The organism is Salegentibacter agarivorans, assembly GCF_900113135.1.
Taxonomy (GTDB): domain Bacteria; phylum Bacteroidota; class Bacteroidia; order Flavobacteriales; family Flavobacteriaceae; genus Salegentibacter; species Salegentibacter agarivorans.
The window spans coordinates 118,494-143,725 of the sequence record NZ_FOOH01000008.1 but is presented as its reverse complement, the minus strand read 5'-3'; the positions used below and the strand labels follow the sequence as shown (position 1 = coordinate 143,725).

Sequence of the window (25,232 nt, the reverse complement as noted above, 5' to 3'; positions counted from 1 at the left end):
AATAGTTATTTTGTCACAAATTTTTAGGATATTTGTGACAGAATTTTAAATAAAAAATGCCTGAATCTATTGAAAATAGAGTAAAAAATAAGATTAGTAATTATAAGAGAGGAAAAATTTTTTTCCCGTCTGACTTTACTAAATTAGGTTCCTCTACAGCTATTAGACAAGCCTTAAATAGATTAGAAGAAGATGGGTTTTTGACAAGACTAGCTCACGGAATTTATTTATATCCTAAAGAACATCCTATTTTAGGTGAATTAATACCTACAACAGAAGAGATTGCATTAGCTATTGCAAAAAGAGATAAGGCTCGGATAATTCCTACAGGAAATCAATCCCTTAATAAACTCGGTCTTTCAACTCAAGTACCTATGAATATAGTCTATTTAACCGATGGCTCTTCCCGATCAATCAAGATTAATAATGGTAGTATTAAATTTAAAACAGCTTCTCCCAAAATATTTTCAGTAAAAAGCGATAAGATCATTCTTATAATACAGGCATTGAAACAATTAGGTAAGGAAAACATTACACCTAAAGTCAGACAAAAAATAAAAGAAGTACTAAAACAAGTTGACCCTGAGGTGATCCAAAAAGACATTCAATTAGTGCCCGTATGGATCAATCAGATAATTAAGGAGTCTGTTGAAAATAGCGATGAATAAATGGAAGAATGGTTTAATCTAAGTGAAAAGGATCGAAAATTAATTATAGATCAAGTTAGTTCGAAAAAAGGTTTACTCCCTGTGGCTATCGAAAAAGATCTATGGGTAATGATTGCTTTGAAAGCAGTTTTTAGCACTGAATTAAAAGACTATTTGGTTTTTAAAGGTGGAACTTCATTAAGCAAGGCGTGGAGTATAATTGAAAGGTTTTCAGAAGATATTGATTTAGCAATCGATAGATCATTTTTTGGTTTTGAAGGAGATTTAAGTAGAACTCAAGTAAAAAAATAAGAAAAGCATCCTGTAAATATGTAAGCGAAAAGTTTGAAGAACAATTGAATGAAGCCCTATCAAAACAGGGTGTGAAAGAATTTGAAATAAGCATTACAGAATTCGAAGAGTCAGATACTGATCCGCTAGCAATTGAATTACGGTATAAGTCGCTAGTAGAAAAGCAGGAATACCTTCATCCCAGAATATTAATCGAAATTAGTTCAAGATCCTTGATCGAACCTTATCAGTTGAGAGAATTAAAATCTTTAATTAGTATGGTTTATCCAGATCAAAAATTTAGTGGTGATAAAATCGAAATTCCTACGGTTCTTCCATCTCGAACGCTATTAGAAAAAATGTTCTTGCTTCACGAAGAATTTCAAAAACCAAAAGATCGAAAAATTAGAAGTGCTCGTATGACAAGGCATTTATATGATATTTCTAAATTAATGGAAACAAGATACTTAGATCAAGCTTTAGAAGACAAAGATTTGTATGCTACAATTGTTGATCACCGAAGTAAGCTCACTAAAATTTCTTGGCTAGATTATTCCAAACATAACTATGATACCTTAAAATACTTACCACCAGAAAATATTATGGAAGAATACAAAAGGGATTATTCTGCAATGGAGGAAAGTATGTTCTATGGTAAAACTGAACCATTCGAGGATTTAATTGATAAGTTAAATCAATTAAATAAACGCATAAATAAAATTACCTAGTGAATTATATGAAATAGCAATCGTTTTTCGGATTAGTTTTTATCTAATTAACAAAGCCTATGTTACGTATATGGCTGATGCATTTAGAGAAGCTAATTAAAAATCTCACCTTACTGGTTATAAACACAAAATTTTATTCTTCTAAATTATCTTATTTTCAGTCTAAAATCTTTTGGACTATTAAAGTTAGCTGAATCTCATTCAGTTAATTAATATAAGAAAGCCCACGCCGTTGTATATGCTAAACGCATTTAGTGAGTGTAGTTTTCAACCTTGCGGGTGTACAAGCACCCTCGTAAATTTGTCAATCTGTGATAAGTTCAATACCGGCTTTTTCGGCCTTGTATTTTATTTTAGTCATTAATTCATAATAGCTCCAGTTTCGCAGTACAAATTCTTCCTGTTTAGCAATCTCAATTTTATCTTCTTGATTTAATAAAATTAGCGTACCCGCCTGGTGCTTAATGCAAAAATCAATTAATTTTCTACTACCTAAAATCGTAAAATGGAAATAAAAAAAAGTGATGTATTTTACTTATATTTAAGTTGTTAACACAAAATATAAAATAAAACAAACATCACTTTGAAGGTGAAAAGTACAAAGAATAAACTAAACGGAAAAGCGAAAGTTGTAAAGCATTCATTCTCAGGGAATCGTCTTACTAAATACGCAGGTCTCAACCCTATCCTCCGATTTATGAACAAACAGGGCTTGGTGCAAATGTTCAGTAGTTCCTTCCCCACCCACTGGCAAAACGCCACAAAATTCGGTAAAGATCAGATTTTATTAGTTATTGTAATGGCCTCCATAAGCGGAGTCAGTCGGATCAAAAAAATCTCCAACTTCAGTAATGATGGACTGATTAAGACCTTATTGAAACTTGACAAAGGTATAAACCAGAATGCAATATCGGCCACCTTAAAAAAAATGGAACAAGGTGGTGCACGCAAGTTACAGGAGCTGTTACTTGGCAAAAATGCAGCTTGGTTGAAAAAGAGCAAATTGGCCAGCATAACTTTGGATGCCGATTCGACCGTCAAAACAGTTTGCGGCAATCAGACAGGGGCCGCCAAAGGATATAATCCTATAAAGAAAGGTTCCAGGAGCTATCATCCACTCTTGATTTTTGTAAGCGAATTAAAAATGCTCTACCACAGTTGGTTCAGGACCGGTTCAGCCTTTACTTCCAACGGTATCACGGATTTTTTACAGGAAGTCAAAGCCAGACATAAAAAATATTTGATATGATACAGACAGAAAAAGAGTATAAAGCCATACTTCATCGTATTGAAAAGCTTTTGCAAAACCCAGATAATATCGAAAACACGGAAGCTCCTGACTATATAGAATTAAACCTGTCATCAGATTTAGTGGCAGATTATGAACGAGCGGAAGAACATTACTCTACTATTTTGTATCTTTGTAACAAATTAAAAGCTTGCACAAACAAGTTAACATAGCAAAAAAGTTCCCTAAGCACTTATTTTGGGATTTGGATGCCAGTAGATTATCGGTTAAAGAAGATAAAGCTATTATCATTCCCAGGGCTTTATTTGCCACAACGCAAGCTACGTTTGAGAATGATATTCAACGATTAGAAGAAATCTATTCTAAAAAAGAGATTATTAGTATTCTTAGAAATACCAAAGAGCGTATTAGCAATGAGATATGTGAGTTGGTAACCAAACGTTATAACGCAAAACCTTTTATCCGTTACTCGCTATGAAAGCCGTAAGTCCGGTACTTTATCAAAGCATAAAAGAATTACAAAGCTTAAAAAGTTTACAGTCTTTTGCCTTGGCAGGAGGAACAAACTTAGCTGTTCGCTACGATCATCGAGAATCGATAGACATCGATTTATTTTGTACAGAAATTATTGGGTTTAAAGGTTTTTAAGAAATTCAACAAGAAGTAGAAAACCATTTTGAGAATAGGGCTATTAACTTTATGGATCCAATGAAGTTAAGTGATCAGTTTACTTTTTTACGTTTCTTTATTCAGAAAGACGAAGTGACCATTAAGGTAGATCTTATTCAAAATATGAAAGCTTTAGACCCTGTATAAACAATAGAAGGTTTACTTTTGTTTTCTGTAAGGGATATTGGTTTATTTAAGTTAATGAGTGCTTCCAGTCGTCCGGCCAAAAAAGATATTTACGATTTATATTATACCACGGAAGAAATATCACTTATCAAGCTGTATAAAGATTTACTGGAAAAATACAAGCAATTCAACAATAAAGAAGACCAAAACATCTTTGATATTGATACTGAAGAATCGGTAATAGATAATCCCTTACTATTATTATTGTTTGATAGCAGTTACAAGGTAAGTAAGACAAGATGATGCATTCGCATGATAATATTTTAAAAATGAATAATGCGGTTACTTGGCAAATAGCAAAACTCCAATTTAGAATGCGCTTAAGAGAATTATGTAGATATTTAAATATTGAATTCCCAAAGTATAAAATACGATAGAGAGGGAATCTGTATTTTGTTTTTAAAGACTTTGATTTTCTTTAATTCTTAAAGTTTGTACAACACTCGTACCGCATAAGCACCCTGATCCCTTGTGAATAAGTAAATACAACATATTGCATAGGGAAGTAGATTTCTATAAAGGTATAAAAAATTCAATCAAATGGGTAAATTAACATTAAAGACAGACCCAAAGGTAGAGACAGTTTTTGCGAGTTATCCCGACATTGTTCGCGATAAAATGCAATATCTGCGTGAATTGGTAATTGAAACAGCAGAAGAAACCGAAGGTATAACCGTTTTAGAAGAAACATTGAAATGGGGAGAACCCAGCTTTGTTACTAAAAACGGCAGTACTTTGCGAATGGATTGGAAAGAAAAAACACCTGACCAATATGCAATGTATTTCCAATGTACGAGTAGATTGGTTGATACTTTCAGGTTAGTTTTTGATCACAAATTTCAATACGAGGGAAAACGAGCAATTGTCTTTCACTTAAACCAGAAAATTCCAGAATTAGAGTTAAAAGAATGTATTAAGGCTTCCTTGATCTATCATAAGGTAAAAGAACAAATTACGTTGGGAATTTGAAGTTGAATAAAAAAAGCCAGTGACCAATCGAATAGATGGCTCCACCAGAAACTGGCGGACATCGCCTCTACAATACCGTACTTAAAGGTCTCGTATGCGGCGGCGGTTCGATAATGAAAATTTTAGATTAGAGCCTTTTGACATCGTAATAGCACGAGAGGTTCGGTGATGGGGTGGGAAAGTGCTTAATATGTTAGGTAACTTGCTGGCTAACTTCTCTATATCATATCCGGTGACTCGAGAACTCCCTTTACTCCTCGACATGGAACCTTACCTGTAAGGCAACCACATCAGTAAAAAAAGTTTCCATATATTGCAACTTTGTATTACCTTTGTTGTTTAAGAATTACAAATGAATCTCAATGGAGAAAAAATTTGAAGTGGTATTTCTAGAACAGGCCATTGACTTTCTTGAAAATCTAGACCAAAAAACGAGAAAAAAATCTACTACAATTTAGATAAAGAGAAACTTGTAAACGACCCGAAATTATTCAAGAAACTTACGGAGGATATTTGGGAGTTCAGAACCAAATTTAGCGGACTTCAATATAGATTATTTGCCTTCTGGGATAAAACGGAAAAAACTGAAACACTTGTAATTTCAACACACGGAATTATCAAAAAAGTCGACAAAGTGCCAAAATCCGAAATTGAAAAAGCAAAACAGATAAAAAACGAATATTTTGATCAATAAAAATCAAATGTTATGGAAATCAAAAAGAAAAAATTGAAAATGATGACGCTCGACCAAATGAAAGACAAACACATTGGAGAAGTTGGAACAAAGGAGCGCGACAAATATGAATTTGACCTAAAATTGGAAGTTTTAGGAGAAATGATAAGATCTGCCAGAAAGGAAAGACAATTGACCCAAGAGCAGCTTGGAGAATTGGTCGGAGTTCAGAAATCACAAATTTCCAAACTAGAACGGAATGCAAAAAATGTAACTATTGAGACGATTTTAAAAATCTTCCGAGCATTAAAAGCTAATATCAAATTTAGTGTTGAAATGAAAGATGGAGATTTTAAAGTAGCATAGGCACTAGAGGTAGCAATGAAAACGTGAATTGCGGAATATTTATTTAAAAAACATACTTGACTACCATTAAAAATAGAAATTGACGGACAGTTTTTCTGCTCATCCCACAAATTACAAGGTTTATACTTAAATCAATGGTCGAAAATATTTGAAATGGAATTAGACAGAACCTATGATGTCGATTTTGAGATTTTCGGAGAAAGAGCATAAAATCTTTCTTATGCAGAAGTAGATTTCAATGTAGGTATAAAATTTAATCCAATGGGTAAATTGACATTAAAGACAACCCTATTGTAACAAATACAGACAAAGAAGGCTCAAAAGAATTTAAAGATCTAAATATTCAATTTCTTGCAGCACCAGCTAATGGTTACAGCCTTGGCTGAAATACATTGGAAAAGAAAAAATATGAAAAAGATTTCTATAACAAATATTTATCGCAATATGGCAATTGTGGAAAAAATGTAATTTTCGAAATCAGTAATATAAACTGCTAATTCGCCAAATCCAATTCCCTATTTTAATAACTTGCAAAACGCAAACCTTGAAAAATTTTAAAGAAAGCTTTCGATGAAGAAAATTTTAAAATGGACTGGTAATATTTTAGCAGGACTTCTAATACTGTTATTGATATCAGGATTAGCTTTCCGTTTATTTAGTTCAAAACCACTTCCACCAGGGAAATTAGTTGATGTTGATGGAACAAAACTTCATATAAGAGCAGAGGGTGAAAAGAATGATTTACCAACCCTTGTCCTTGAATCAGGTGCAGGTGGTGATACAGATATATTTCATTGGGTTGCAGAAGGATTGAAAAAGGATATGAGAGTTGTGCGCTATGACAGAGAAGGAAAATGGTTTAGCGAATCGAGTAAAGACAGTATTACCCCGGAATTTTATGCGCGCCAATTACATAAATTACTAGAAAAAAATGGTGAAAAACCACCATATATTTTGGCAGGTCACTCTATGGGTGGTCCTTATAATCTAATATTCCGAGACCTGTACCCAAATGAAGTAAAAGGAATGGTTTTCCTGGATTCGAGTCATCCCGAACAATGGGAACGATTGGCAGCAAATGAAATGTTTGATGAAAATCAAGTATTCTTAATAAAATCTGTTGCAATACTTTCTGATATGGGAATAACGGGAGCATATTATGAAATAACTAATCCAAAATCTATAGATAAACACCTACCAAAAGATGCCAAGGATCGTAAACTGGATCTGACTTCATATTCAGGGGATATTTATCGTAGGTATGTAAAAGAAAATAAGATAAATGATGATATTCTTTTACGAGCAGGTAGAGCAAAGAATTTAGATTCCTTACCTGTCTTGGTTTTTACAGCGAATAAACAGTATGGTGATCCTAAGATATGGTTCAAGATGCAAAAAGAACTGAAAGAACTATCGACTAGGGGAAAACAATTTTATATGGATGCAAATCACGGTTCCATAATTACAAAAAAAGAAAATGCCGAAATTATTAATGAGAAATTACTTTCAATGGCAGAAACACTTAGACAGGAAAACCGAAGTTGAAGGTTTACTCAGTGTTCCATTCATTAGGCAGCTTGCAGGCTAATAAGAATAAAACTTTTTATAGGCCTAAATTTAGTATACGATTCTTCTCCATTACTTTTTGGACTTCCGCTGGTTCGTAATAAATGATACGGCCAATTTTGATATAGGGAAGTGTACCGTTTAACCGTAAATTCTGAAGTGTCCCTGGACTGATTTGTAAATAGTCCATAACTTCTGACGATCTTAAGTACTTTTTTAATTTAGTTGATTTCTGTTGGTTAAGCAGCTGTTTAATGTCTCTGAGTAGCTCCATTTTAAAATCCTGAAGATCATCTCTGGTAATTGGTGTTGACATAATAGAACACTTTTTATGGCTGGGAATAGCAATTATAATTCCTGGCCCGGTTTAATAATAATTGTTCTATAAAAATGAGAATGTTTCAGGGAAATAATTCCCCATATTCTTCGTAGTACGAAAAACTTTAACATTTAACCACATTCAATAAGAAATGTTGAAATTAAAGATCAGGTGTTATGAAATTAGCCTTAAGATGCAATAAGAAATAATGCTTTACTGGTTTTTTGTAGTAAGAAGATACTTCGAAAATTATTTGTCATCCTCTCTGCGCATTTTGGCTTCCAGGTTAGTAGCAATTTCAAGGAGGTATTTTGCCCGCGGATCTTTTCGGGCTTTCATTTCCCCGTAGGTTTTATAAAAATTATCAAATTTGATATTAAAGACATCTTCAAAGACAGAGAATAAGGTCTTGAGATCTGCAGTTCCATGGTTAATGTCTCCTGCATGGTATAGGGCATAAATTACTTCTGCCAGTGAAATTTTACAGCCCGACCATACCAGTAAATTGGGTTGACGTTTTCGAAAATTACTGTTGCTACCGGGTTGAATCAATTCTAGTTTCTCCCTAATATAATGGATATAGCGGTAAAGGGCTTGCACCTTGGACCATAACATATCATGAGTAGTCGAAAACTCGGGATTCTGATAATAATTTATAACGGGACTAAAGGAAAAATCTCTCCTCCCTTCCCGGCTAAAAAATTCGAAGTCGAGGTAATTTTTGTTTTGTTCCATATAATTCACAAAACGATTGTTGGCGGAAAAGAACTTATTAATTTTTTTAATTTCTTTTTCTAAATACCGAACCTTATGAGAATCACCAGCCTTGGGCAACATTAGTTCACAGGATCGAACTTCCGTGAAATAAATCAGGTAACTCATGGGTATGGGTTTGATATTTTTGAAAAACTCAATCTCCGTCTGGGTATCCTCAAAGTCTTCTTTATCAACCTGTTTTTGAAGTTTTGATAAGGTTTGGATGCACAACCTTATCCCGTCATCAGCCATTTTCAGCTCGGTTTTCCCCGAATGAATTAAGCGTTCGATGTTTTCACTAAATGTCTCCATGTCCTTTTCAAACATACTGGTAGTAAATGAAAATAAATAAAATCGTTGTTGGGCTATTTTCAAGTTTGGTTTGTTTAAGGAATTGGTACAGGGTAAATCCTCATCTGTCATTAAATTAACTCAAATTATATCAGTTAGCTATTCAAAAAAATAAAAAAAAGTCAAAAATTAATGAAATTCACAAGTTCACTGTTGAAATGTATAAGTATTTCTGACCTTTATCTTTTATATTTGAGTTGAATAAGCTGGTTTTTCCAGGTATTCGCTTAAAAAACCCTACTTAAACGAAAATCCCCCCGTTGATGTTTGAAGGTAAGTATGGTAAATATTGTATTGTTGATGGCATTCTATTCGTAGATTATAAGGAGGATCTAATTTTCACTTTAAAAGTAGCAAAAAGGATTGTGCAAGAGCGAATGGGATTTCAGCATAACAAGGAATATCCCGTTTGTTGTAAGCTTTCCGGTCGGATTGATTCTCAGTCAGATGCCAGGCACTACCTTGCTCAGGAAGGTGCTCTTTTTATAAAAGCTTTAGCATTTTATGTAACCTCTCCAGTGGCGCTCCGCCTTACCGAATTCTATATTCAAACTCTAAATCACCAAATACCCATTCAAGTATTCAACGATAGAAACCAGGCAATACAATTTCTAAAGCCATACAGCCAAAGAAGTATTAATTAAAACCTACAATTATGGAACGTGTATTTAATAGGGTAAATTTACGTGGTATATACCGTATGCTTACTGAAATGGCAAAAGGTAATTTTGCTTATCAAATAAAAAGAACTCACCACAGGGATGAGCTCGAAGGGCTCAATGCTTATGTAAATCAAACGGCAGAAGAACTACGCAGGAAACGACATCAATTTTTGTTGCTTAACCGGCAAACCCAAATTATGATGATTCGTACAGCTACCTTTTTATTAGATGAAAATCTAAAGGTGGTGGATTATAGTTATACACATCCTGATAATATTGTAATTGATCCCAATACTATTATTGACAAACCATTTTATGAATTGTTAATCAAAAAATCTCAAGATAGATGGACCAAAAAAATAACGGAATTCTTAGAAGGAAATGAACAATCTTTTAATATTACCCTGGAATATCATTTTGATGAACTTTTGAAAATTGATTTACATACTGTAATCTCCAGGCTAACCGGTATGAGGGATGAAAAATATACTGTAACTTCTTACCTTATGGATACCACCGAGGATTTTTTCTCAGAACTTCCCGAGAATTCTGAAATAAAAACCTATTCAAGATGGGATCAAAAACTATTTCACGAAATCCATATCTATATTATGCACCATTTGGAAGAGCCTCCAAAAACGTTAGATCAGTTAGCAGGCCTCTTTAATACCAATAAATATAAAATAAAAAACGGTTTCAAAGAAGTTTTTGGTTGTACTCCCACTCAGTACTACAACAAGCAGCGCATTCGGAAATGTAAAATACTCATAGAAAATACAGATCTTTCCTTAACTGAAATTTCAAATAAGATGGGTTTTAGTTCCTATCCCCATTTTTCGAAGAGTTTTAAAAAGTTCACTCAATTAACTCCTAGATTCTATAAAAAAATCACTCGTAACACATAAAATATATCTGGATTTATACCGATCCGACACTCTGGGTCGTTTAGAAATATCTCTTAGCGGCTAATAGAATCTAGATTAAGTAAGCCTTAGAGGTTCTGTTCTCAAGGTCAAAATCAGTGTACTATTAAAACTGGTTATATCGGACTCCAAGCCAAGAAGCCAGGAATAAGGCGATTGTAATTAATTATTTAATTGAACCAGCTGCAAACTTTGAATAATTGGCAGGGTGATTTTCTTAAAAGATTTTGTTTTGATGTAGATTTTCTCCCCAACATTCCCATATTCACCCCATTTTATTCACCATAGGTATTTGGTAATTGGTTCATTTTCAGCAGTTATTGTCCGGGTATAGATCTTGCTTTGATCTAAAAAAATACTACAGGACTATTATGGTTTAGGTGCTAAAAGAAACTAATAGGCTGAAAGTTAAATAAAAAACAGAAACAGTATGATATCTAATGTTGATTTATCCCCCGCTCAACCAAAGGTTTTTAAAGATCAGAAGAAGACGAACTCCAAAAAGGCGTTGCATCAAAAAGCAAAGACTGTAAGAGAGAATAATACCAATACATCCGATTATAAAAAAGCAAGCTTTACAAAAAGACACCTGTTCATCATTGCAGGAACATTCTTATTATTTATAGCGGCAGCTTTATCTTTTTATTTTTTTCATGCCGATTTCCGGGAGATTAACCTAAGTAGGAGAAATACTCTCGGGGGTAGTGTACTGCTAATAATCGCAGGGCTTCTGTTGTTATTTAGGCTCGGTTTTCTAACCTACCTGGCGAGACTATTTTTTAAATACAAACCTATAAATTCAGTCCCAGATGCCCAATTACCTTTTTCTACTATAATCGTCCCAGCTTATAACGAGGGAAAACAGGTTTATGAAACCTTAAAAAGTCTTGTGAACAGTGATTTTCCTGCTGAAAAATTACAAATAATCGCTATTGATGATGGGAGTAAAGATGATACCTGGTACTGGATGAAATTGGCAAAAGAAGAACTTGGAACCCGGGTATCCATCTATCAGCAACCCCATAACCAGGGAAAGAGACATGCACTTTACCGAGGATTCAACCTGGGCACTGGCGAGGTTTTCGTAACGGTGGATAGTGATTCTATTGTAGAAACCGATACATTACGTAACCTGGTTTCACCCTTTGTAACCAATAAAAACTGTGGCGCTGTTGCAGGGAATGTTCGTGTTTTAAACAATCAAAAAGCGATTATTCCTAGAATGCTTAATGTGAGTTTTGTCTTTAGTTTTGAATTTATTCGTTCCGCCCAAAGCGTACTGGGTTCGGTATTGTGTACCCCTGGAGCCTTAGCAGCATACCGTGCCACTGCAGTAAAAAACTGTCTGCCTCAATGGATTAACCAAACCTTTATGGGTAAACCTACCGATATTGGAGAAGACCGTGCCATGACCAATATGATCTTATCACAGGGTTTCCACGTTTTATTCCAGCGGAATGCGTATGTGCTTACCAATATCCCTGAAAAATTCAGCAGTTTACATAAAATGTTTACACGTTGGGAAAGAAGTAACGTGCGTGAAAACCTGATGATGTCTAAATTTGCATTTAAAACCTTTAGAACAGGTTCAAAATCCGGTCCACGTTTGCTATTATTAAACCAGTGGATGAATATGCTTACAACCTATCCTGCTATTATAATTATGTTTATTCTGCTTATAGCGCATCCGGTTCTTTTTCTTACTTCAACACTATTGAGTATCCTTATATTCTCTAGTCTACCGGCATTTTTCTATGCTAAAAAATATAATATAGCTGAATCTTTCTGGATCTACTCCTATAGTATTTTCTATACGTTTGGCTTGTTCTGGATTACACCTTACGCTATGGCAACTGCCAGTAAAAGAGGTTGGTTGACCCGTGAATTACCGCAAAAGAAATAAAGGAGGCCTAACTTTAATTTGTTAGGAATTAAGAAGCTGTTTGAAAACGCATAATCTCATCTCACCTGAAATTTCGGGCTTCGAGAAAAGGTTTTGAATTTTCAAACAGCTTTTTGTTTTTGTAACCTTATGAAGGGAGCTTCAACTTAAGGCAAAAGCTTGAGAATATTTCCAGAGAAAAGAATCGGTTTCTCTGTCATTTAAAATGATAAAGCCAGTCCAAGCCCTTGCTGATTTCCTATGAATTTAAAGGTGACCGGTACTAAAGGATTAGGTTGTGATGAATTTACCTGATTAATTCTTTCTGCGGCCTGATGCGCCTGATTATTGGCTCTGATAGAAATGGGTATGGCCACACCAATAAAAGCTGCTCCAACTCCTGCTAAAACCCAGGGGGCATCTCCGCCAGCCACCGCTGCACCTATTGGAATTCCTACAAAACTCCCGCCTATACTTCCCAGGATAGTGGAAATGGTATTGTTTTTTCGTGCTTTCTTAATTAAACGTGTGGCCTGTTCATCGGCGATCATAAGTTTTTGCATTCCTTTAAAATCCAGGGTCTTATTGTTCATGGTAAACTTATAACCCAGAAAAACTTTTTCAGCTTCAATCTCCTGGGCGGAAACTGAAGTTATTCCTATAAGTAAGAAAACTAATAAACTAAGTATTTTCATTTTGCAGTATTTAGATTGATTAATTTTTAGAGTGATTAATTTTTAGAGTGATTTTTCTGTGAGTTTATTTGAATCGTTTTTTTAGTAGTTCAATATCTTTTTTATATACCTCGTTTAAATATTCATTATAGCCATCATTCCTTTTATAGCTGTAATATTTCTGCGCTAAATCTGCATGTATTTCAGCGTTCTTTATATCTTTTTTTTCCAGGTATATATTTGCTAATCCTAAGTGTGCTTCAACCGTATATTTTGATTGCTCAATGGCTTTTTGATAAAAAACGATAGCCTCAGCCGGTTTATTCATTTTATATTCACAAATTCCTGCATACACGTATGCCTGTATATCTACCCAATCTGTCCCTTGAGTTTCTATACTTTTTTCGAAATAAGCTTTTGCTTTTTTATAATCTTTTAAGCCGAAATACGATTCTCCCCTCAAAAAATTAATGTCTTCACCCCAGGGCGCATCAACAAAATTAGGGGTTAAGGAGTCCAGCCGAGTGAAATCTTTTAACGCACCCTTAAAATCTCTTAAAAACCGAAGTTTCATATAACCTCGGTAACCCAGGTGTACCTTTGGGTTTAGGTCTACAGCCTGGTCTAGCAGTTCAAATCCTTTTTTATATTCACCCCTTTTATTAAACGCTACAGACTGCTCAAAGTAGATCTCATCATTTTCCGGATCCTGGAATTTTAAAATCTCGAATAGATTTTGGGATAGAAAACTTCCCTGTAAATCAGCGGCGATATTATAGCGTTTCTCCGCCGGGGAAAACAACAGGAAATAAATAATTATCACAGAATAAAGTGTAAGCAGGGAGGCGACAACCAATTTGAGAATTTTAAAAAATCTTTTCATCCGCTTAAAATATATCTAAGATCTTATTATTCCTGATTTTGAAATTTAAAACATAATAACTATCGAAGACCCTATTTTCTTCCGGAGAGTTCCAGTGCTGTAGTAATAATACCGCAGATTTTATTTTTTTAATATTTTCGCTATTAACTTTTATTTCTTTTAAATCTAAATCAGTTGATTTATAGCGAAACCTGCCTGTATCCCCATTACAATTCACGATAAAACGAGCTGTTATTAAGCCCGGATTATTAAAATCCAAGCTTTCCAGCCTACTGAGAATTTCTTGTTTTATTGCTTTTTTACCTCCTTTATAATCGGTATCCAGGTTGTAATACTGAAATATTCTATCCTCATTGCAAACCTGAAAATCACCATCCTGCTGTTCATTTACGGAAAGATCTCCAACTCGCTTACCTGAAAGATAAAACAGCCAGCCGGTTAGCATAAATGAGACTACTAAACTTGTGAATAAGAAAAGGTTGGTTTTATTCTTCAATAGTAAAGTTTAAAGTATATTATGAAAAATGACATACAGAAGATAGTATTGAACGGGACAAATTATAATTGAAGCTTAGCCGGAAATTGATGCTCTTAATTATGAGTAAAATGATAAAATGCTTTTCCAAATAAATAGCCCATCTGTAAAACTATAAGAGAAAGGATGCACCCTGCTGTGATCAAGCATAGAATCTTAGTTCTTTCATCCGATTTTTTGAGCCTGGCAACAAGAGCCTGGGTAGTATTTTTCATAAGATGATTTCATGTTATAGCTTATTAGTAGAATATTTCAGAATTTGTTACAGTTTTGATTGGCGGGTGTTATGTTTCTGCTGATAGAAAGCATCTGTTAAGTTAAATTGCTGAATTTGATTATTTTAGTGTTTATAATAATTCGTGGAAGTAATTCAGAGATGTTAGCAGAAATTATAAAATCGATTAGAAAATTCACCGACTTAAGCGAACAGGAAATTTCTGAGTTTACCGAAATATCCAAAATTGAAAACTTCGATCCAAAATCTCATTTTATAAGAGCAGGTCAAATTCCCGTTAAATTTGGTATTGTAGTGACCGGCTTGTTCCGTTATGTTTATATTTCGCAAGAGGGCAAAGAATTTACAAAAGTCTTTATGCCTGAAGGGAGTTTTATTAGTTCCTATTCGGCAATGATCTCAAAAACAACTTCTCATTTCTTTATTGAAGCCCTGGAAGAATCAGAGGTTTTAATCATTTCTTATAATAACTGGCAAAAATTAAAAGCACAAAATCCCAGGTGGAATTTACTGCTGGTTAAATTATTAGAGAAAGGATATTCGGTAAAAGAAAAGCGGGAACGGGAATTTCTGTTACTGGATGCTGAAAGTAGATACCGCATATTTCTGGAAGAATACCCAGACCTGGAAAAAAGGGTAAAACAACATATGATCGCCTCTTATTTGGGTATCACGCCCATTGCCTTAAGCCGAATTAGAAAAAATATGGGCGCATAAACCTATGTTAATGTAATCGTTTTTTTTGCGGTATACCTTTACTCGATAATCGAGATTTAAATACTCCGAGGTTTGCCTCGAAAATTAAACAATGTTCTTAATGAATGTTTCGTGAGCTTGCTTCGAGGTAGTTTACAAATACTAAACATCCGGGGTATGAAAAAATTAATTCCACCATTTCTTTTTCTAATTTGTATCATCCTTATGGTCTTGATTAGAAATGTAATCGTAATTGAGAAAATTATTCCACAGCCTTATAATTACCTTGGGATCATCTTACTCCTGCTGGGAATAGTTATGACTATAAAAGTTAGAAAACTATTCAATAAAATAGAAACCGAAATCCACACCTTCAAGAAACCACGAAAACTGGTTACAAACGGACTTTTTAAATTCAGCAGAAATCCAATTTATCTAGGTTTTTTAATAAGTTTACTTGGAGTTTGGGTCTTATTAGGAACATTGATCCCAATACTTGGCTGTTTACTATTTATTTTGTTCACCAATTACTGGTATATTTCCTATGAAGAAAATGAAATGGAAAAACAGTTTGGTGCAGAATATAGAAAATATAAGTCTCGAGTAAATCGGTGGATTTAATAAGACCTAACTTCTTTGTATAAATAATAAGTCAATTATTTTAAATGAAAAGACATCAATACGAACTAAGCGTGGAATGGACCGGGAACCAAGGTAAGGGAACGCTGAATTACAGGTCTTACAGTCGTGATCATAGTATTTCAGCTGAAGGAAAATATGCTGAAATTATGGGTTCGGCAGATCCGGCTTTCCTGGGCGATAAAACCAAATATAATCCCGAAGATTTATTTTTATCTTCAATAGCGGCCTGTCATATGCTTTGGTTTTTACATCTATGTTCCAGTCACAAAATTATAGTAATAGCCTATTTGGATAATGCCACGGGTGTAATGGAAGAAGCTCCTAATGGAAGCGGAAAGTTTACCAAAGTCATGCTAAATCCTCAAGTGAAAGTAGCAAAAGAAAGTATGATTCAAAAGGCAAATGACTTGCACCAGGAAGCAGGTAAAATGTGTTTTATTGCCAATTCCTGTAATTTTTATATTGAATATAACCCCACCACAAGCATAAATTAAAAGCAAATAAACCTTGAACAGAATTAACTCTTACTATTTTAAGTGTAAAATACACAATTAAAATAGTTTTATTAAATTGAGAAAAATTAAAACCTGATTAAAATGCGAAATTCTGTTGGTATAGTAAAAGTTCTTGGAGTTGTCAGTCTTCTTTTAATTCTGTTTTCCTGTGGTTCTTCAAAAACCGGAAAAGGGGAAGTAAAAAGCTTGCAATTTGATAATCCCTTAGCCGAACAAAGAGCAGATCCGTTTGTGACTAAAGCTGAAGATGGCAACTATTATTTTATAGCAACCGTTCCCGAATATGATCGAATTGAAATTCGTAAATCAAAAACCATCAATGGCATAAAAGAGGCCGAACCCGTAATAATATGGCGCAAACACGATAAAGGGGTTATGGGGAATCACATCTGGGCTCCCGAACTGCACCGAATAGATGGGAAATGGTATGTGTATTTCGCAGCCGGTTCAGCAGAAGAAAAATGGAAAATAAGAATGTATGCATTGTCTAATCCTTCCGCCGATCCTACCAAAGGGGAATGGAAAGAGGAAGGCCAGGTAGTTAGTAAGCGGGACGATTTTTCCCTGGATGCGACTACCTTTGAATTAAACGATCAGCGGTATATGATCTGGACAGATAGGGCTTCAGATACCATAATGAATACCGGCCTGTATATTGCTGAAATGACTAGCCCAACTACCTTGGCAGATCATCAAGTGGTGATTTCACAACCTACGCATAATTGGGAAATTCAGGGGCACAGGGTGAATGAAGCTCCTGCGGTACTCGTGCGTCATAATAAAGTTTTTGTAACATTTTCTGCCAGTGCTACCGATGCTAATTACTCCATAGGATTGATGTGGGCAGATGCGGATGCCGATCTTCTTGATCCAAATTCCTGGCATAAATTACCAGAACCGGTATTTTATAGTAACCCTGCTCTGAAGCGTTTTGGTCCCGGCCATAATAGCTTCACGAAAGCTGAAGATGGAGAAACCGACATAATGATTTATCACGCCCGTAATTATAAAGAAATTGATGGCGAACCTCTTTACGACCCAAATAGGCACACCCGGGCAAGAGTATTAAAGTGGAAAGACGGAATGCCCTTTTTTGGCCAGGAGTTAAGTGATAAAGAAATGAGTATGAAAAATCTTAAATAGAATGAAGGATCTAGAAAATTATAATCTGGGATATTTTTAAAGGTCGTAAAACAACCAATAATTTTATAACTTAAACCTGTTTTGAGTTGAAAATATTAGCAATTAGCAGATAATAAATATTAGGTTATGAAAACAACACCCAAACACAACGAGCGAATGGCAAAAATGACCTTTGCTTCGGTATATCCACATTATCTTACCAAGGTGGAGAAGAAAGGACGGACAGAAGAAGAACTTGAAAAGGTGATTGAGTGGTTAACCGGTTTTGATAAAAAAAAGCAGAAGGAACTCATTGACGAAAAAGTAAGCTTCGAAACATTTTTTGAGTGCGCAAATTTAAATCGGAATGCACACCTTATTACCGGGGTAATTTGTGGTTACCGCGTAGAGGAAATCGATAATCCCCTAACTCAAAAAGTAAGGTATTTAGACAAGTTGGTAGACGAACTTGCGAAGGCTAAACCTATGGAGAAAATTTTGAGAAGTAATTGAGATTAGTTTCAGTATAAATATTCCATTATTAAATTAGCGGCTCCTTCTCGTTATATTACTATCCATTCTTTTCCTGTTATTATTAAAAATAACTAACTATGCCTGAGTGTTTCAAAGATTGATTCTAATTTCAACGGGCGCCAGGCCTTATTTCTACTCAAAATCTTTGTAATTTTGATGCTACTAACTAACAATTCAATCTAAAATTTCTTCAAATTACCCTACTACGAAGAGATGATAAAAAAATCTTAGCTATGTCGTGGTACGTTTTATATACCAAACCCAGGATGGAAAAAAGAGTAGCCAACGGTTTGCAGCAAATGGGCGTTGAGGTCTATTGCCCTTTTATCACAGAGATAAAACAATGGAGCGATAGAAAGAAGAAAATCAAAACGCCTCTCTTTAAATCTTATGTTTTTATAAAGATGGAGGAAAAAAATCGCAACAGAGTTTTTGAGGTCCCCGGCGTGATTCGGTATTTATTTTGGTTAGGCAAACCGGCTATTGTAAGAGATAAGGAGATTAAAGTAATACGCGAATGGCTTGAAGAAGATAAAGTGGATGGCGCAAAAGTAGAGCATCTAAATGAAGGAGATAAAATAACCATTAAAAACGGTGCCTTCAAACAGCAGGAAGCCATAATTCGCGATATTGGAAAGAGAAAAATGCGCCTTGTACTTCCCGAACTTGGATTTACTTTAGAAGTTCAAACCAAAGAGATTATTTAGATAGAAAATTAGAAATCGATACCCATCATAATTCTTTTTAAACAGGTTTCTTTCGAAATTTTGTTATTTCCCCAAAAACTTATTTAGCCTAAAGGTGGTTGATTCACCTTCCTTTACTCAAAATAAAACTTTAGAGAACACTTTTTAGGCTTACCAGGCAATTTCCTGAGTAAACAAAAAACTTATTATATTTATATTGCCCAATAATTCTTGAGCCCTACCCGATAGATTTCACCTGGAAACAAATTAATATGCAGGAAGAATCTGAATATGCCACGATGTGGGTTAGTGAGGGAATTCTTTTTTTCACATTTAAACCTATAGCTGAACTAGATCTGAAAAAGGCGGAACTACTTGTCGCCAGTAGATTTAAGTTTCAGAATAATACTCCCTATCCAGTTTTATGCAACATTCATAACCTTAAGGTTGTAAGTGAAGAGGCCGCCGAATACCTGGGCAGGGAGGGTGGCACTCTGATCCCGGCCATCTCAGTGCTCTGCACTTTGTATTATCATAGAATTTTGGCAGAAATCTTTCTAAAATTTCACCATCCAGGAAAACCTACTCAAATTTTCAATAATAACCAGCAAGCTCTGGATTTTCTCCAAAAGTATAAGTAATAATTCCTTTTGATATGCTCGCACCACATCAGATATACGATCAGAGGTTTAACCAATTAGTAAAGACTTTGCTTAAAATGGCTTCAGGCAATCTTTCACACAGAATTCCGATTTCAGATGCCATGGACTGGAAAGACACCCTTGGCATGTTAATTAACAATACCAATTTCCGTCTGAATTGGATGTTTAATGAAATCAAGAAAACCCAGGTTTTTACACGTCCTCAAATTATTCTTCTAACAAATTCAAAGAAAGAATTGCTGACTCATACCGATGTGAATCATGAAATTATCTCAAAGGAATTAATACCAAAAACAATTAGTGACCTGCTAACTAGAGACGGAAAAAGAAAATTTTTAAAACACTGGAATGAATGGGATAAAAAATCCTTAGGCTGTTATGATATGGGGATCCTGGATTTTAAGGGAGAGACTGAATTATTAATTCCCTTACATATACAAGTAATACAAACCAGTGCATTGTTAGAGGATTCCTGGTATATTATTATAGGTTTTGATCCTCAGCAACCGGTTCCTCCCATAGCCGCACCGGAACAAGATACTTTACAAACTTTTCCCGGTAAAAAAGCTAAAAACAACTCCAAGACAATTGGGGATTTTTTACTGGCCCAAAACGTACATGATGTACTTCTTAAATACCAAACCTCTTTCATTCCTTCATTAGAGTTTATTGCTGGGGAAGCAGGAGCCAGTATAAGTGCTATGCAGAAAGCTTTCAAAGATCGGTACGGTATGGCAGTCTTAAAATACGATATGGAAAAGCGCCTTGAGGCCAGTACTTTTTTACTAGAGAAAAGCGATATTAAAATAAAGGACGTGGCTACTAATTATGGCTTCAAAACATCTTCTCACTATTGCAATCGCTTTCGGAAAAAATATGGAATATCGCCTTTACAATTCCGAAAGAAGGTCTTCTTTAATAGGCATAATTAGGCCAGGAACCGAAAAATACCTTCCCAGAACATTCCCTGGTTCATCTGGAATATGATTATTGCAGACCTTTATACTTCTAGAAAAAGAAAAAACTATTCTGGATTTATATTCTTTTTAAACTCAATATTCTAATTGAATTAAGAAGAAGAGAATAGTTCTAAAAATATTATTGCGCGATGATGCAGGTGAGGCCGAATACCTGTTTTACAACGGCATATTTATTAACAATTAAATTTAAATATTATGAAATTTAGAAAATTAATATTACCGATGATGGCATTTATATTTGCCATAGGATTGACTTTTGCTACTGTAGATTCAGAACCGAAACTCGAATTATCAGAAAGTGATAGCTATGCAACCATGTATGTAAATATTGGAAACAACTGGTATCCAATTGAGGTTGAATGTGGAATAGGGGATGCGGAGTGCCGTGTATCATTTGAAGAAGACCCGTCTCCTGGAGCTTCCTATAAGGTATACAATTCGGAAGATCTGGGTGATCCTGCAATAGGAGTAGGAGGTATCAAGAGCCTTGAAGGTTTTCCTCCTACTGATTAATTAAATGATTAGTGTACAGCCTAATTTGGCTGTACACTTTTTCATTCGCATGCCTAATTTGCTATTATTTATTTTCTTTTGGAAGCATTTTAAAAATTATCGGTTTATTGCTTAAATAATTATTGGCTGTTTCTTGTAGATCATTTGGATGTAAGGAATTAATAAATGCATTTCTTTCTTCTTTATCCAACCAAGGATAATTATCCTTCGAATGCCTTAGCATTTTGGCTAAAGCAAGGCCATAGCTTATTTTATTATTTAATTGTGTTTTTTTTAATTTTTCAAAAAATGAAATTTCTACAGGTGAGCTCCTCAGCTCCTCAATAAAGTTTTGAACTTCTCCAATTAATCGTTCAACATCTTTAGGGTCTGAATTAAAACCAATAGGAATTTCAATATAATTATGGGAGTTAACAATATTTAAACCAGGCGTCACCTCATAAGTGCCTCCTTCTTCGGATTTAAATCGTAATCGACGCATTAACGATTCTTTCATAATATGGTTTAAGAGAATCAACTTGATTTCTTCCTGCCAGTCTATAGAGGAAATATTCGATTCCTTCACATAAACCATTTTAACCATCGTGGAATTCAAAGGTGCTACTGAATGAAAAGTCTTTGATTCAACCGGTAGAACTAATGATTCTTCACTTTTACTTATACACCTTGAATATTCCGATGTGACAGGGAGATTACCAAGATATTTTCGGCAAAGATTTAAAACTTCTTCCTCATTAAAATCGCCTGAAAATAAAAAGGTGAAATTTTCCGCATCATTGAAGATTTGATTAAAGATTTCCTTGGCCCTATTTAAATCTGTATAGGCCAACCCTTCAATAAATTTCCTGCCTTTTGGCTTAAAATCATTGTCAGGTAAAAATTCCCGGATGTTACTTTCGAAGTTTTCTACGGGATAATTTTGATATGCTATATAAATTTTTTGATAAGTCTTCCAATCTTCAAAGGCCGTCGTATTAAAATTGGGAGAGGTAAAATACAAGTATACTAATTGCAAAGCAGTTTCTATATCTTTTAAAGCAATATTAGCCTTAATTCCTGCTGCATCATATTCAATATAAGGGGATACAAAACCTTTAAAACTGTAGCGGTCTAAATATCGCTCTAATTCAAATTTATTAAGTTTCCCCACTCCCGAATTCCTCGTTATTTCCGTTGAGTTTAAAGCAGAAAAATAATCTTCCTGTGGAAAGCATTTTATCCCATGTTGCGAAAAACCCTGAAATACTATTTTTTTCTCATCTGCACCCTTACCTGAAGAATGGTTTTGTGAATCTTTTAATATAATGCGTAGCCCATTTTTCAATTGATAGCTTTTAGCTCCAGTGATTTCAGTCTCTAAAACTTTTACCGATGTTTTCTCCAGTGCGTTAGTTTGCACAGTATCCATTAAAATTAACTTCTTTTCAGGGCGATCAGGTTTTTCCACCGTTTCATTGCTTATTTCATTTATCCAATTTTTTATCTTTTTTTCGGGATTCTCTAACGCAGGATCACCTTTATATGCCACAATACTTATATCTTCTGGTTTATCCTTAATGTAATTTTTTATAGCATTATGAAATTCTTCCTTTTCCAGGTTTTGTAAAATCCTTTCCTGAAGCTGTTCCTTGTTTTCGGGTAAAGCCTCTCCGTAGACAAAATGATTAATGATTTGATTTTTCCAATAAGACAGGCTTAAGGTGTCGGATTGCCTAATTGAATTAAGATATTCTGCTTTGCCAAGATTGAAATCTTCGGTAGAAAACCCGTATTGCTTTATTCCTTTCAAGGTTTTGAGTGCAGTATCAATATAATCCTTTTTTAATCCTTCCATTGGAACAATTTCGAGTTTCAAAGCGGCAGGGGGGGTCAGAAATTCAGCTCGAATTGCGCCAAAAGTGTTGTACTGTTGTAGTACTTGTAAGTACTTTTTGTTCAATAGTTCGATAAATAAATTCCTTATCAATTGATCCTTTAACCCATTTTTACTTTGATCCTTAATATTGTTATTTTGACGGAAGTAAAAATTTAAATGTATGGGTTTATATATTAAATAGTCATTATCACCTTGCAGTTCTTTTTTGTAGAATTGAGGTGTTTTATCAAGGTAATTCATTTGATCAACAGTAGGATCGACAGGATTACCCGGCTCCTTTTTTTTATCAAATTTTTCATTAATCTCTTTTTCCACCTTATCAATATTGTCTATATTTCCAACTATGACAATAGCCATTAAATCGGGACGATACCATCTTTTATAGAACTCAATTAATTTTTCATGATCAAATGTTTTTATATGTTTTTCGAAATCTTCGGGGATTTCGGCACCCCAGCCTGTAATTTGCTGTTCCAAATGAAATGAATGGATTCCCAAGTTAAAAACCCCACCGTTTGTTTCATCAAAAACAGTTATTCTTTCCAGTCCTATATTCTTTTCGCTCAGTTCTAAATTCCATAGAATATCTTTGAAAAAATTTAAAGCTAGGGAAATACCTTTTTCATTATTGTCAGAAAGCTGAACAAAATAATCTGTATAATTTCCGGCAGTAAAGCCATTGAGTTGTGCCAAACTAACCCCTGCTTCATCAAAAAGATGAGGGGTTTTTTTTCTTGAAATATTCTTTCCAGCGACAAAGCCCAAATGTTCTGTAATATGAGCAAAGTCTAACTCCCCCTTTTTTTCTTGTTTAATACCCGCTTTAACCACCAGTCTTAAATTTAACCCGGCACCGGGATTATCAATGGGTTTAATATAGTAAGTCAGCCCATTAGGCAATATTCCATACCTAATACTGGCATCAAGTGGTACACTATCATTGGGAATATTCGTATTAGCCAACGAAATATTTACTATGAGGTTGGTAATAAGCAAAAGAAATATTCTTTTTTTTATACTAATTTTCATGTTGTCTAAGGATTACGGTATTATTAATAACCTGGATTTTGCGTTAGGTTAGGGTTTTTTAATATCTCATCTTCTGGGATGGGATAAAAAATATCCGTATTATCCCAGAGTGGTTTTTTTGAAGATAAAACAGGCCCCGCTTCCCCTTTGCGTTTTAGGTCTAGCCATCGGTGACCCCATTCTGTAAATAATTCTTTTCTGCGTTCTTCAAGGATGAGGTTTATAACTTTATCTGAAGTGATACTTTGATCATCTAGGTCTAGCGGGTTTAGATCTGACCGCTGCCTTATTTCATTCAAATCACTAATGCTCTCGGCCAATTTACCCATCTCAGCACGAGCTTCAGCCCTGATTAAATATTGTTCTCCAAGGCGCATTACCATAGAGTATTCTAAATTTCCATCTGTGGTATTTTTAACCTTATATTTATAAGGGAAATAATAGCTCTCATTTTCGGTTTCTAATAGTCCGATCCATTGATCCAGTCGGGCGTCATTGCTCTCAAATGATTCTATAAGGTCCTCGGTTAGAGCAACACGTCCGGGATCATCGAGCAAAATAAACAATGCACCTTCTTGGGTATTGCTTCTGGAAGATCCTCCTTCCAGGGGAGATATTTGCCAGATAGCCTCTTTGCTGTTAGCCAGGAACACTTCTTCATGTGGTAATAGTTCAAAAGTTTCTGATGCATCAATTATTTCCGTACTATAACTCTCCGCCAGTTCCCATTCTCCTAAATTTAGATATACCCTTGCCAGCAGTGCCATAGCCGTAAAACGGTTAGCACGCAATCGCTCGCCATTCTCGTAGGTGTTCCCTAATTGTTGGGTGGCAATTTCTAAATCCTCAATTATCTGGTGGTAAACTTCATCTGTACTAGTTCTAATTTTTTTTGAATTTTCTTCAAAACCGGTTCTAAGTATTAAAGGCACATCTCCATACAAATTAACCAGGTAGTAATAGGTGAAGGCTCGAATAAAACGAGCTTCTCCTGTAAGCTTTTCATTTAGTTCCGGAGATATATTGTTGTTTCCAGTTAGACCTGCTATCACTGCATTGGACATATATATAATATTATAGGCGCTTGACCAAATGCCTAGGTTATAGCTGTTTTTAATAAAAATTTCATTTTCTTCGAACTCAAGTAGATTTTCGGTTGTTACCGTGGCCTTCAGATTATCAGCCGATAGGGCAGAAAGAACAGTAATTGATGTCTGAAAACCACTGGAAAATTTTGCTTGGTATAGTTCATTATAAATACCTTTTACTGCACTATTAGCAGTTTTCTCCCTGCTAAAAACATTTTCATTGATTATCCTATCATCAGGAATTTCAATTTCAACAAAACCTTCACAGGAAAGTTGTAGGACGATGGCCAGAGCCAGTACCAGAATTTTAATATATTTCATCATA

General features: G+C 34.7%; 30 protein-coding genes and 2 pseudogenes. 24 read left to right on the top strand and 8 right to left on the bottom strand.

Translation table 11 applies throughout. The annotated features are described in order from the left end of the window. Positions 1-56 precede the first annotated feature (56 nt). Genes BM084_RS07880 through BM084_RS07870 form a run of 3 tightly spaced genes read left to right on the top strand, consistent with a single transcriptional unit; the run spans position 57 to position 1,666 of the window. On the top strand, positions 57-668 hold the full coding sequence (locus BM084_RS07880; RefSeq protein ID WP_075324748.1) for a DUF6088 family protein: 612 nt from the start codon (positions 57-59) through the stop codon (positions 666-668). Next, on the top strand, positions 669-959 hold the full coding sequence (locus tag BM084_RS19515; protein WP_083634109.1) for a nucleotidyl transferase AbiEii/AbiGii toxin family protein: 291 nt from the start codon (positions 669-671) through the stop codon (positions 957-959). It abuts the gene before it with no gap. Beyond that, positions 956-1,666: a nucleotidyl transferase AbiEii/AbiGii toxin family protein gene (locus BM084_RS07870; protein ID WP_083634108.1), complete on the top strand. Its 711-nt coding sequence runs from the start codon at positions 956-958 to the stop codon at positions 1,664-1,666. The genes BM084_RS19515 and BM084_RS07870 overlap by 4 nt, the downstream gene beginning before the upstream one ends. Positions 1,667-1,970: 304 nt before the next feature. On the opposite strand, the pseudogene BM084_RS19410 reads toward BM084_RS07870, so the two are convergent. Beyond that, a pseudogene (locus BM084_RS19410) lies at positions 1,971-2,156 on the bottom strand (hypothetical protein); the annotation flags it as partial. A gap of 99 nt (positions 2,157-2,255) precedes the next feature. Here BM084_RS19410 and BM084_RS07860 point away from each other — a divergent pair. The 9 genes and pseudogenes from BM084_RS07860 (at position 2,256) to BM084_RS07820 (ending at position 7,323) form a co-directional block, all read left to right on the top strand. Beyond that, positions 2,256-2,915 (top strand): transposase, encoded by a 660-nt coding sequence (locus BM084_RS07860; RefSeq protein WP_075324747.1) that lies wholly within the window; start codon positions 2,256-2,258, stop codon positions 2,913-2,915. Further along, positions 2,912-3,127, top strand: a complete 216-nt coding sequence (locus BM084_RS07855; RefSeq protein ID WP_177195678.1) for an XRE family transcriptional regulator — start codon at positions 2,912-2,914, stop codon at positions 3,125-3,127. The genes BM084_RS07860 and BM084_RS07855 overlap by 4 nt, the downstream gene beginning before the upstream one ends. Then, positions 3,106-3,393 (top strand): DUF6922 domain-containing protein, encoded by a 288-nt coding sequence (locus BM084_RS07850; RefSeq protein ID WP_075324746.1) that lies wholly within the window; start codon positions 3,106-3,108, stop codon positions 3,391-3,393. Before BM084_RS07855 ends, BM084_RS07850 begins: the two co-directional genes overlap by 22 nt. Continuing rightward, positions 3,390-3,563, top strand: coding sequence for a nucleotidyl transferase AbiEii/AbiGii toxin family protein (locus tag BM084_RS19020; RefSeq protein ID WP_143083631.1), 174 nt, complete (start codon positions 3,390-3,392; stop codon positions 3,561-3,563). Before BM084_RS07850 ends, BM084_RS19020 begins: the two co-directional genes overlap by 4 nt. A gap of 222 nt (positions 3,564-3,785) precedes the next feature. Next, a complete protein-coding gene (locus tag BM084_RS07845; protein ID WP_075324745.1) occupies positions 3,786-4,013 on the top strand; it encodes a hypothetical protein in 228 nt (75 codons plus the stop codon). Positions 4,014-4,310: 297 nt separating this feature from the next. Then, entirely contained in the window at positions 4,311-4,739 is a 429-nt protein-coding gene (locus BM084_RS07840; RefSeq protein ID WP_075324744.1) for a DUF1801 domain-containing protein, read from the top strand. 362 nt (positions 4,740-5,101) lie between these two features. Continuing rightward, positions 5,102-5,433: pseudogene (locus BM084_RS07835) on the top strand (type II toxin-antitoxin system RelE/ParE family toxin). A gap of 12 nt (positions 5,434-5,445) precedes the next feature. Next, positions 5,446-5,778, top strand: a complete 333-nt coding sequence (locus tag BM084_RS07830; RefSeq protein WP_075324743.1) for a helix-turn-helix domain-containing protein — start codon at positions 5,446-5,448, stop codon at positions 5,776-5,778. Between the two features lie 570 nt (positions 5,779-6,348). Then, the gene (locus BM084_RS07820; RefSeq protein WP_075324742.1) at positions 6,349-7,323 is read left to right on the top strand and encodes an alpha/beta fold hydrolase; all 975 of its coding nucleotides are present in this window, start codon (positions 6,349-6,351) and stop codon (positions 7,321-7,323) included. Positions 7,324-7,381: 58 nt separating this feature from the next. Here the strand turns inward: BM084_RS07820 and BM084_RS07815 are convergent, their stop codons facing one another. Continuing rightward, entirely contained in the window at positions 7,382-7,660 is a 279-nt protein-coding gene (locus BM084_RS07815; RefSeq protein WP_394333650.1) for a helix-turn-helix domain-containing protein, read from the bottom strand. 252 nt (positions 7,661-7,912) lie between these two features. Next, positions 7,913-8,746 (bottom strand): RteC domain-containing protein, encoded by an 834-nt coding sequence (locus BM084_RS07810; protein ID WP_093304216.1) that lies wholly within the window; start codon positions 8,744-8,746, stop codon positions 7,913-7,915. Between the two features lie 287 nt (positions 8,747-9,033). Here BM084_RS07810 and BM084_RS07805 point away from each other — a divergent pair, with 287 nt between their 5' ends. The 3 genes from BM084_RS07805 to BM084_RS07795 all read left to right on the top strand — a co-directional run bounded on the left by BM084_RS07805 (position 9,034) and on the right by BM084_RS07795 (position 12,258). Further along, complete coding sequence (locus BM084_RS07805; protein ID WP_093304166.1) at positions 9,034-9,414, top strand: DUF7793 family protein; 381 nt, start codon at positions 9,034-9,036, stop codon at positions 9,412-9,414. An 11-nt stretch (positions 9,415-9,425) separates the two neighbouring features. Further along, on the top strand, positions 9,426-10,337 hold the full coding sequence (locus tag BM084_RS07800) for a helix-turn-helix domain-containing protein (RefSeq protein ID WP_093304164.1): 912 nt from the start codon (positions 9,426-9,428) through the stop codon (positions 10,335-10,337). A 448-nt stretch (positions 10,338-10,785) separates the two neighbouring features. Further along, on the top strand, positions 10,786-12,258 hold the full coding sequence (locus BM084_RS07795) for a glycosyltransferase family 2 protein (protein WP_093304161.1): 1,473 nt from the start codon (positions 10,786-10,788) through the stop codon (positions 12,256-12,258). Positions 12,259-12,458: 200 nt separating this feature from the next. Here the strand turns inward: BM084_RS07795 and BM084_RS07790 are convergent, their stop codons facing one another. From BM084_RS07790 to BM084_RS07780, 3 genes are all read right to left on the bottom strand, one after another. After that, the gene (locus BM084_RS07790; RefSeq protein ID WP_075324737.1) at positions 12,459-12,932 is read right to left on the bottom strand and encodes a hypothetical protein; all 474 of its coding nucleotides are present in this window, start codon (positions 12,930-12,932) and stop codon (positions 12,459-12,461) included. A 64-nt stretch (positions 12,933-12,996) separates the two neighbouring features. Further along, the gene (locus tag BM084_RS07785; protein ID WP_093304159.1) at positions 12,997-13,794 is read right to left on the bottom strand and encodes a tetratricopeptide repeat protein; all 798 of its coding nucleotides are present in this window, start codon (positions 13,792-13,794) and stop codon (positions 12,997-12,999) included. A 4-nt stretch (positions 13,795-13,798) separates the two neighbouring features. After that, positions 13,799-14,290, bottom strand: a complete 492-nt coding sequence (locus BM084_RS07780) for a hypothetical protein (protein ID WP_143083630.1) — start codon at positions 14,288-14,290, stop codon at positions 13,799-13,801. Between the two features lie 415 nt (positions 14,291-14,705). Between BM084_RS07780 and BM084_RS07775 the strand changes: the two genes are divergently transcribed. The 9 genes from BM084_RS07775 to BM084_RS07735 all read left to right on the top strand — a co-directional run bounded on the left by BM084_RS07775 (position 14,706) and on the right by BM084_RS07735 (position 20,914). Beyond that, positions 14,706-15,281, top strand: a complete 576-nt coding sequence (locus BM084_RS07775) for a Crp/Fnr family transcriptional regulator (protein ID WP_093304153.1) — start codon at positions 14,706-14,708, stop codon at positions 15,279-15,281. Positions 15,282-15,437: 156 nt separating this feature from the next. Further along, on the top strand, positions 15,438-15,881 hold the full coding sequence (locus BM084_RS07770) for a methyltransferase family protein (RefSeq protein ID WP_093304150.1): 444 nt from the start codon (positions 15,438-15,440) through the stop codon (positions 15,879-15,881). A gap of 44 nt (positions 15,882-15,925) precedes the next feature. Beyond that, positions 15,926-16,396, top strand: a complete 471-nt coding sequence (locus BM084_RS07765; protein WP_093304147.1) for an OsmC family protein — start codon at positions 15,926-15,928, stop codon at positions 16,394-16,396. A 102-nt stretch (positions 16,397-16,498) separates the two neighbouring features. Beyond that, positions 16,499-17,560, top strand: coding sequence for a glycoside hydrolase family 43 protein (locus tag BM084_RS07760; RefSeq protein ID WP_093304144.1), 1,062 nt, complete (start codon positions 16,499-16,501; stop codon positions 17,558-17,560). A gap of 126 nt (positions 17,561-17,686) precedes the next feature. Beyond that, the gene (locus tag BM084_RS07755) at positions 17,687-18,052 is read left to right on the top strand and encodes a DUF2200 domain-containing protein (RefSeq protein ID WP_093304142.1); all 366 of its coding nucleotides are present in this window, start codon (positions 17,687-17,689) and stop codon (positions 18,050-18,052) included. A 254-nt stretch (positions 18,053-18,306) separates the two neighbouring features. Beyond that, on the top strand, positions 18,307-18,780 hold the full coding sequence (nusG, locus tag BM084_RS07750; protein WP_093304139.1) for a transcription termination/antitermination protein NusG: 474 nt from the start codon (positions 18,307-18,309) through the stop codon (positions 18,778-18,780). Between the two features lie 251 nt (positions 18,781-19,031). Next, entirely contained in the window at positions 19,032-19,400 is a 369-nt protein-coding gene (locus BM084_RS07745; protein WP_093304137.1) for a DUF7793 family protein, read from the top strand. A 77-nt stretch (positions 19,401-19,477) separates the two neighbouring features. Beyond that, positions 19,478-20,353: a helix-turn-helix transcriptional regulator gene (locus BM084_RS07740; RefSeq protein WP_177195677.1), complete on the top strand. Its 876-nt coding sequence runs from the start codon at positions 19,478-19,480 to the stop codon at positions 20,351-20,353. A gap of 243 nt (positions 20,354-20,596) precedes the next feature. Further along, the gene (locus tag BM084_RS07735) at positions 20,597-20,914 is read left to right on the top strand and encodes a DUF6520 family protein (protein WP_093304132.1); all 318 of its coding nucleotides are present in this window, start codon (positions 20,597-20,599) and stop codon (positions 20,912-20,914) included. A gap of 64 nt (positions 20,915-20,978) precedes the next feature. On the opposite strand, the gene BM084_RS07730 is transcribed toward BM084_RS07735, so the two are convergent. Together BM084_RS07730 and BM084_RS07725 are read right to left on the bottom strand one after the other, a co-directional pair. Beyond that, positions 20,979-23,819, bottom strand: coding sequence for a M16 family metallopeptidase (locus tag BM084_RS07730; RefSeq protein WP_093304129.1), 2,841 nt, complete (start codon positions 23,817-23,819; stop codon positions 20,979-20,981). 23 nt (positions 23,820-23,842) lie between these two features. Next, the gene (locus BM084_RS07725; RefSeq protein ID WP_093304126.1) at positions 23,843-25,231 is read right to left on the bottom strand and encodes a RagB/SusD family nutrient uptake outer membrane protein; all 1,389 of its coding nucleotides are present in this window, start codon (positions 25,229-25,231) and stop codon (positions 23,843-23,845) included. Position 25,232: the final 1 nt, after the last annotated feature.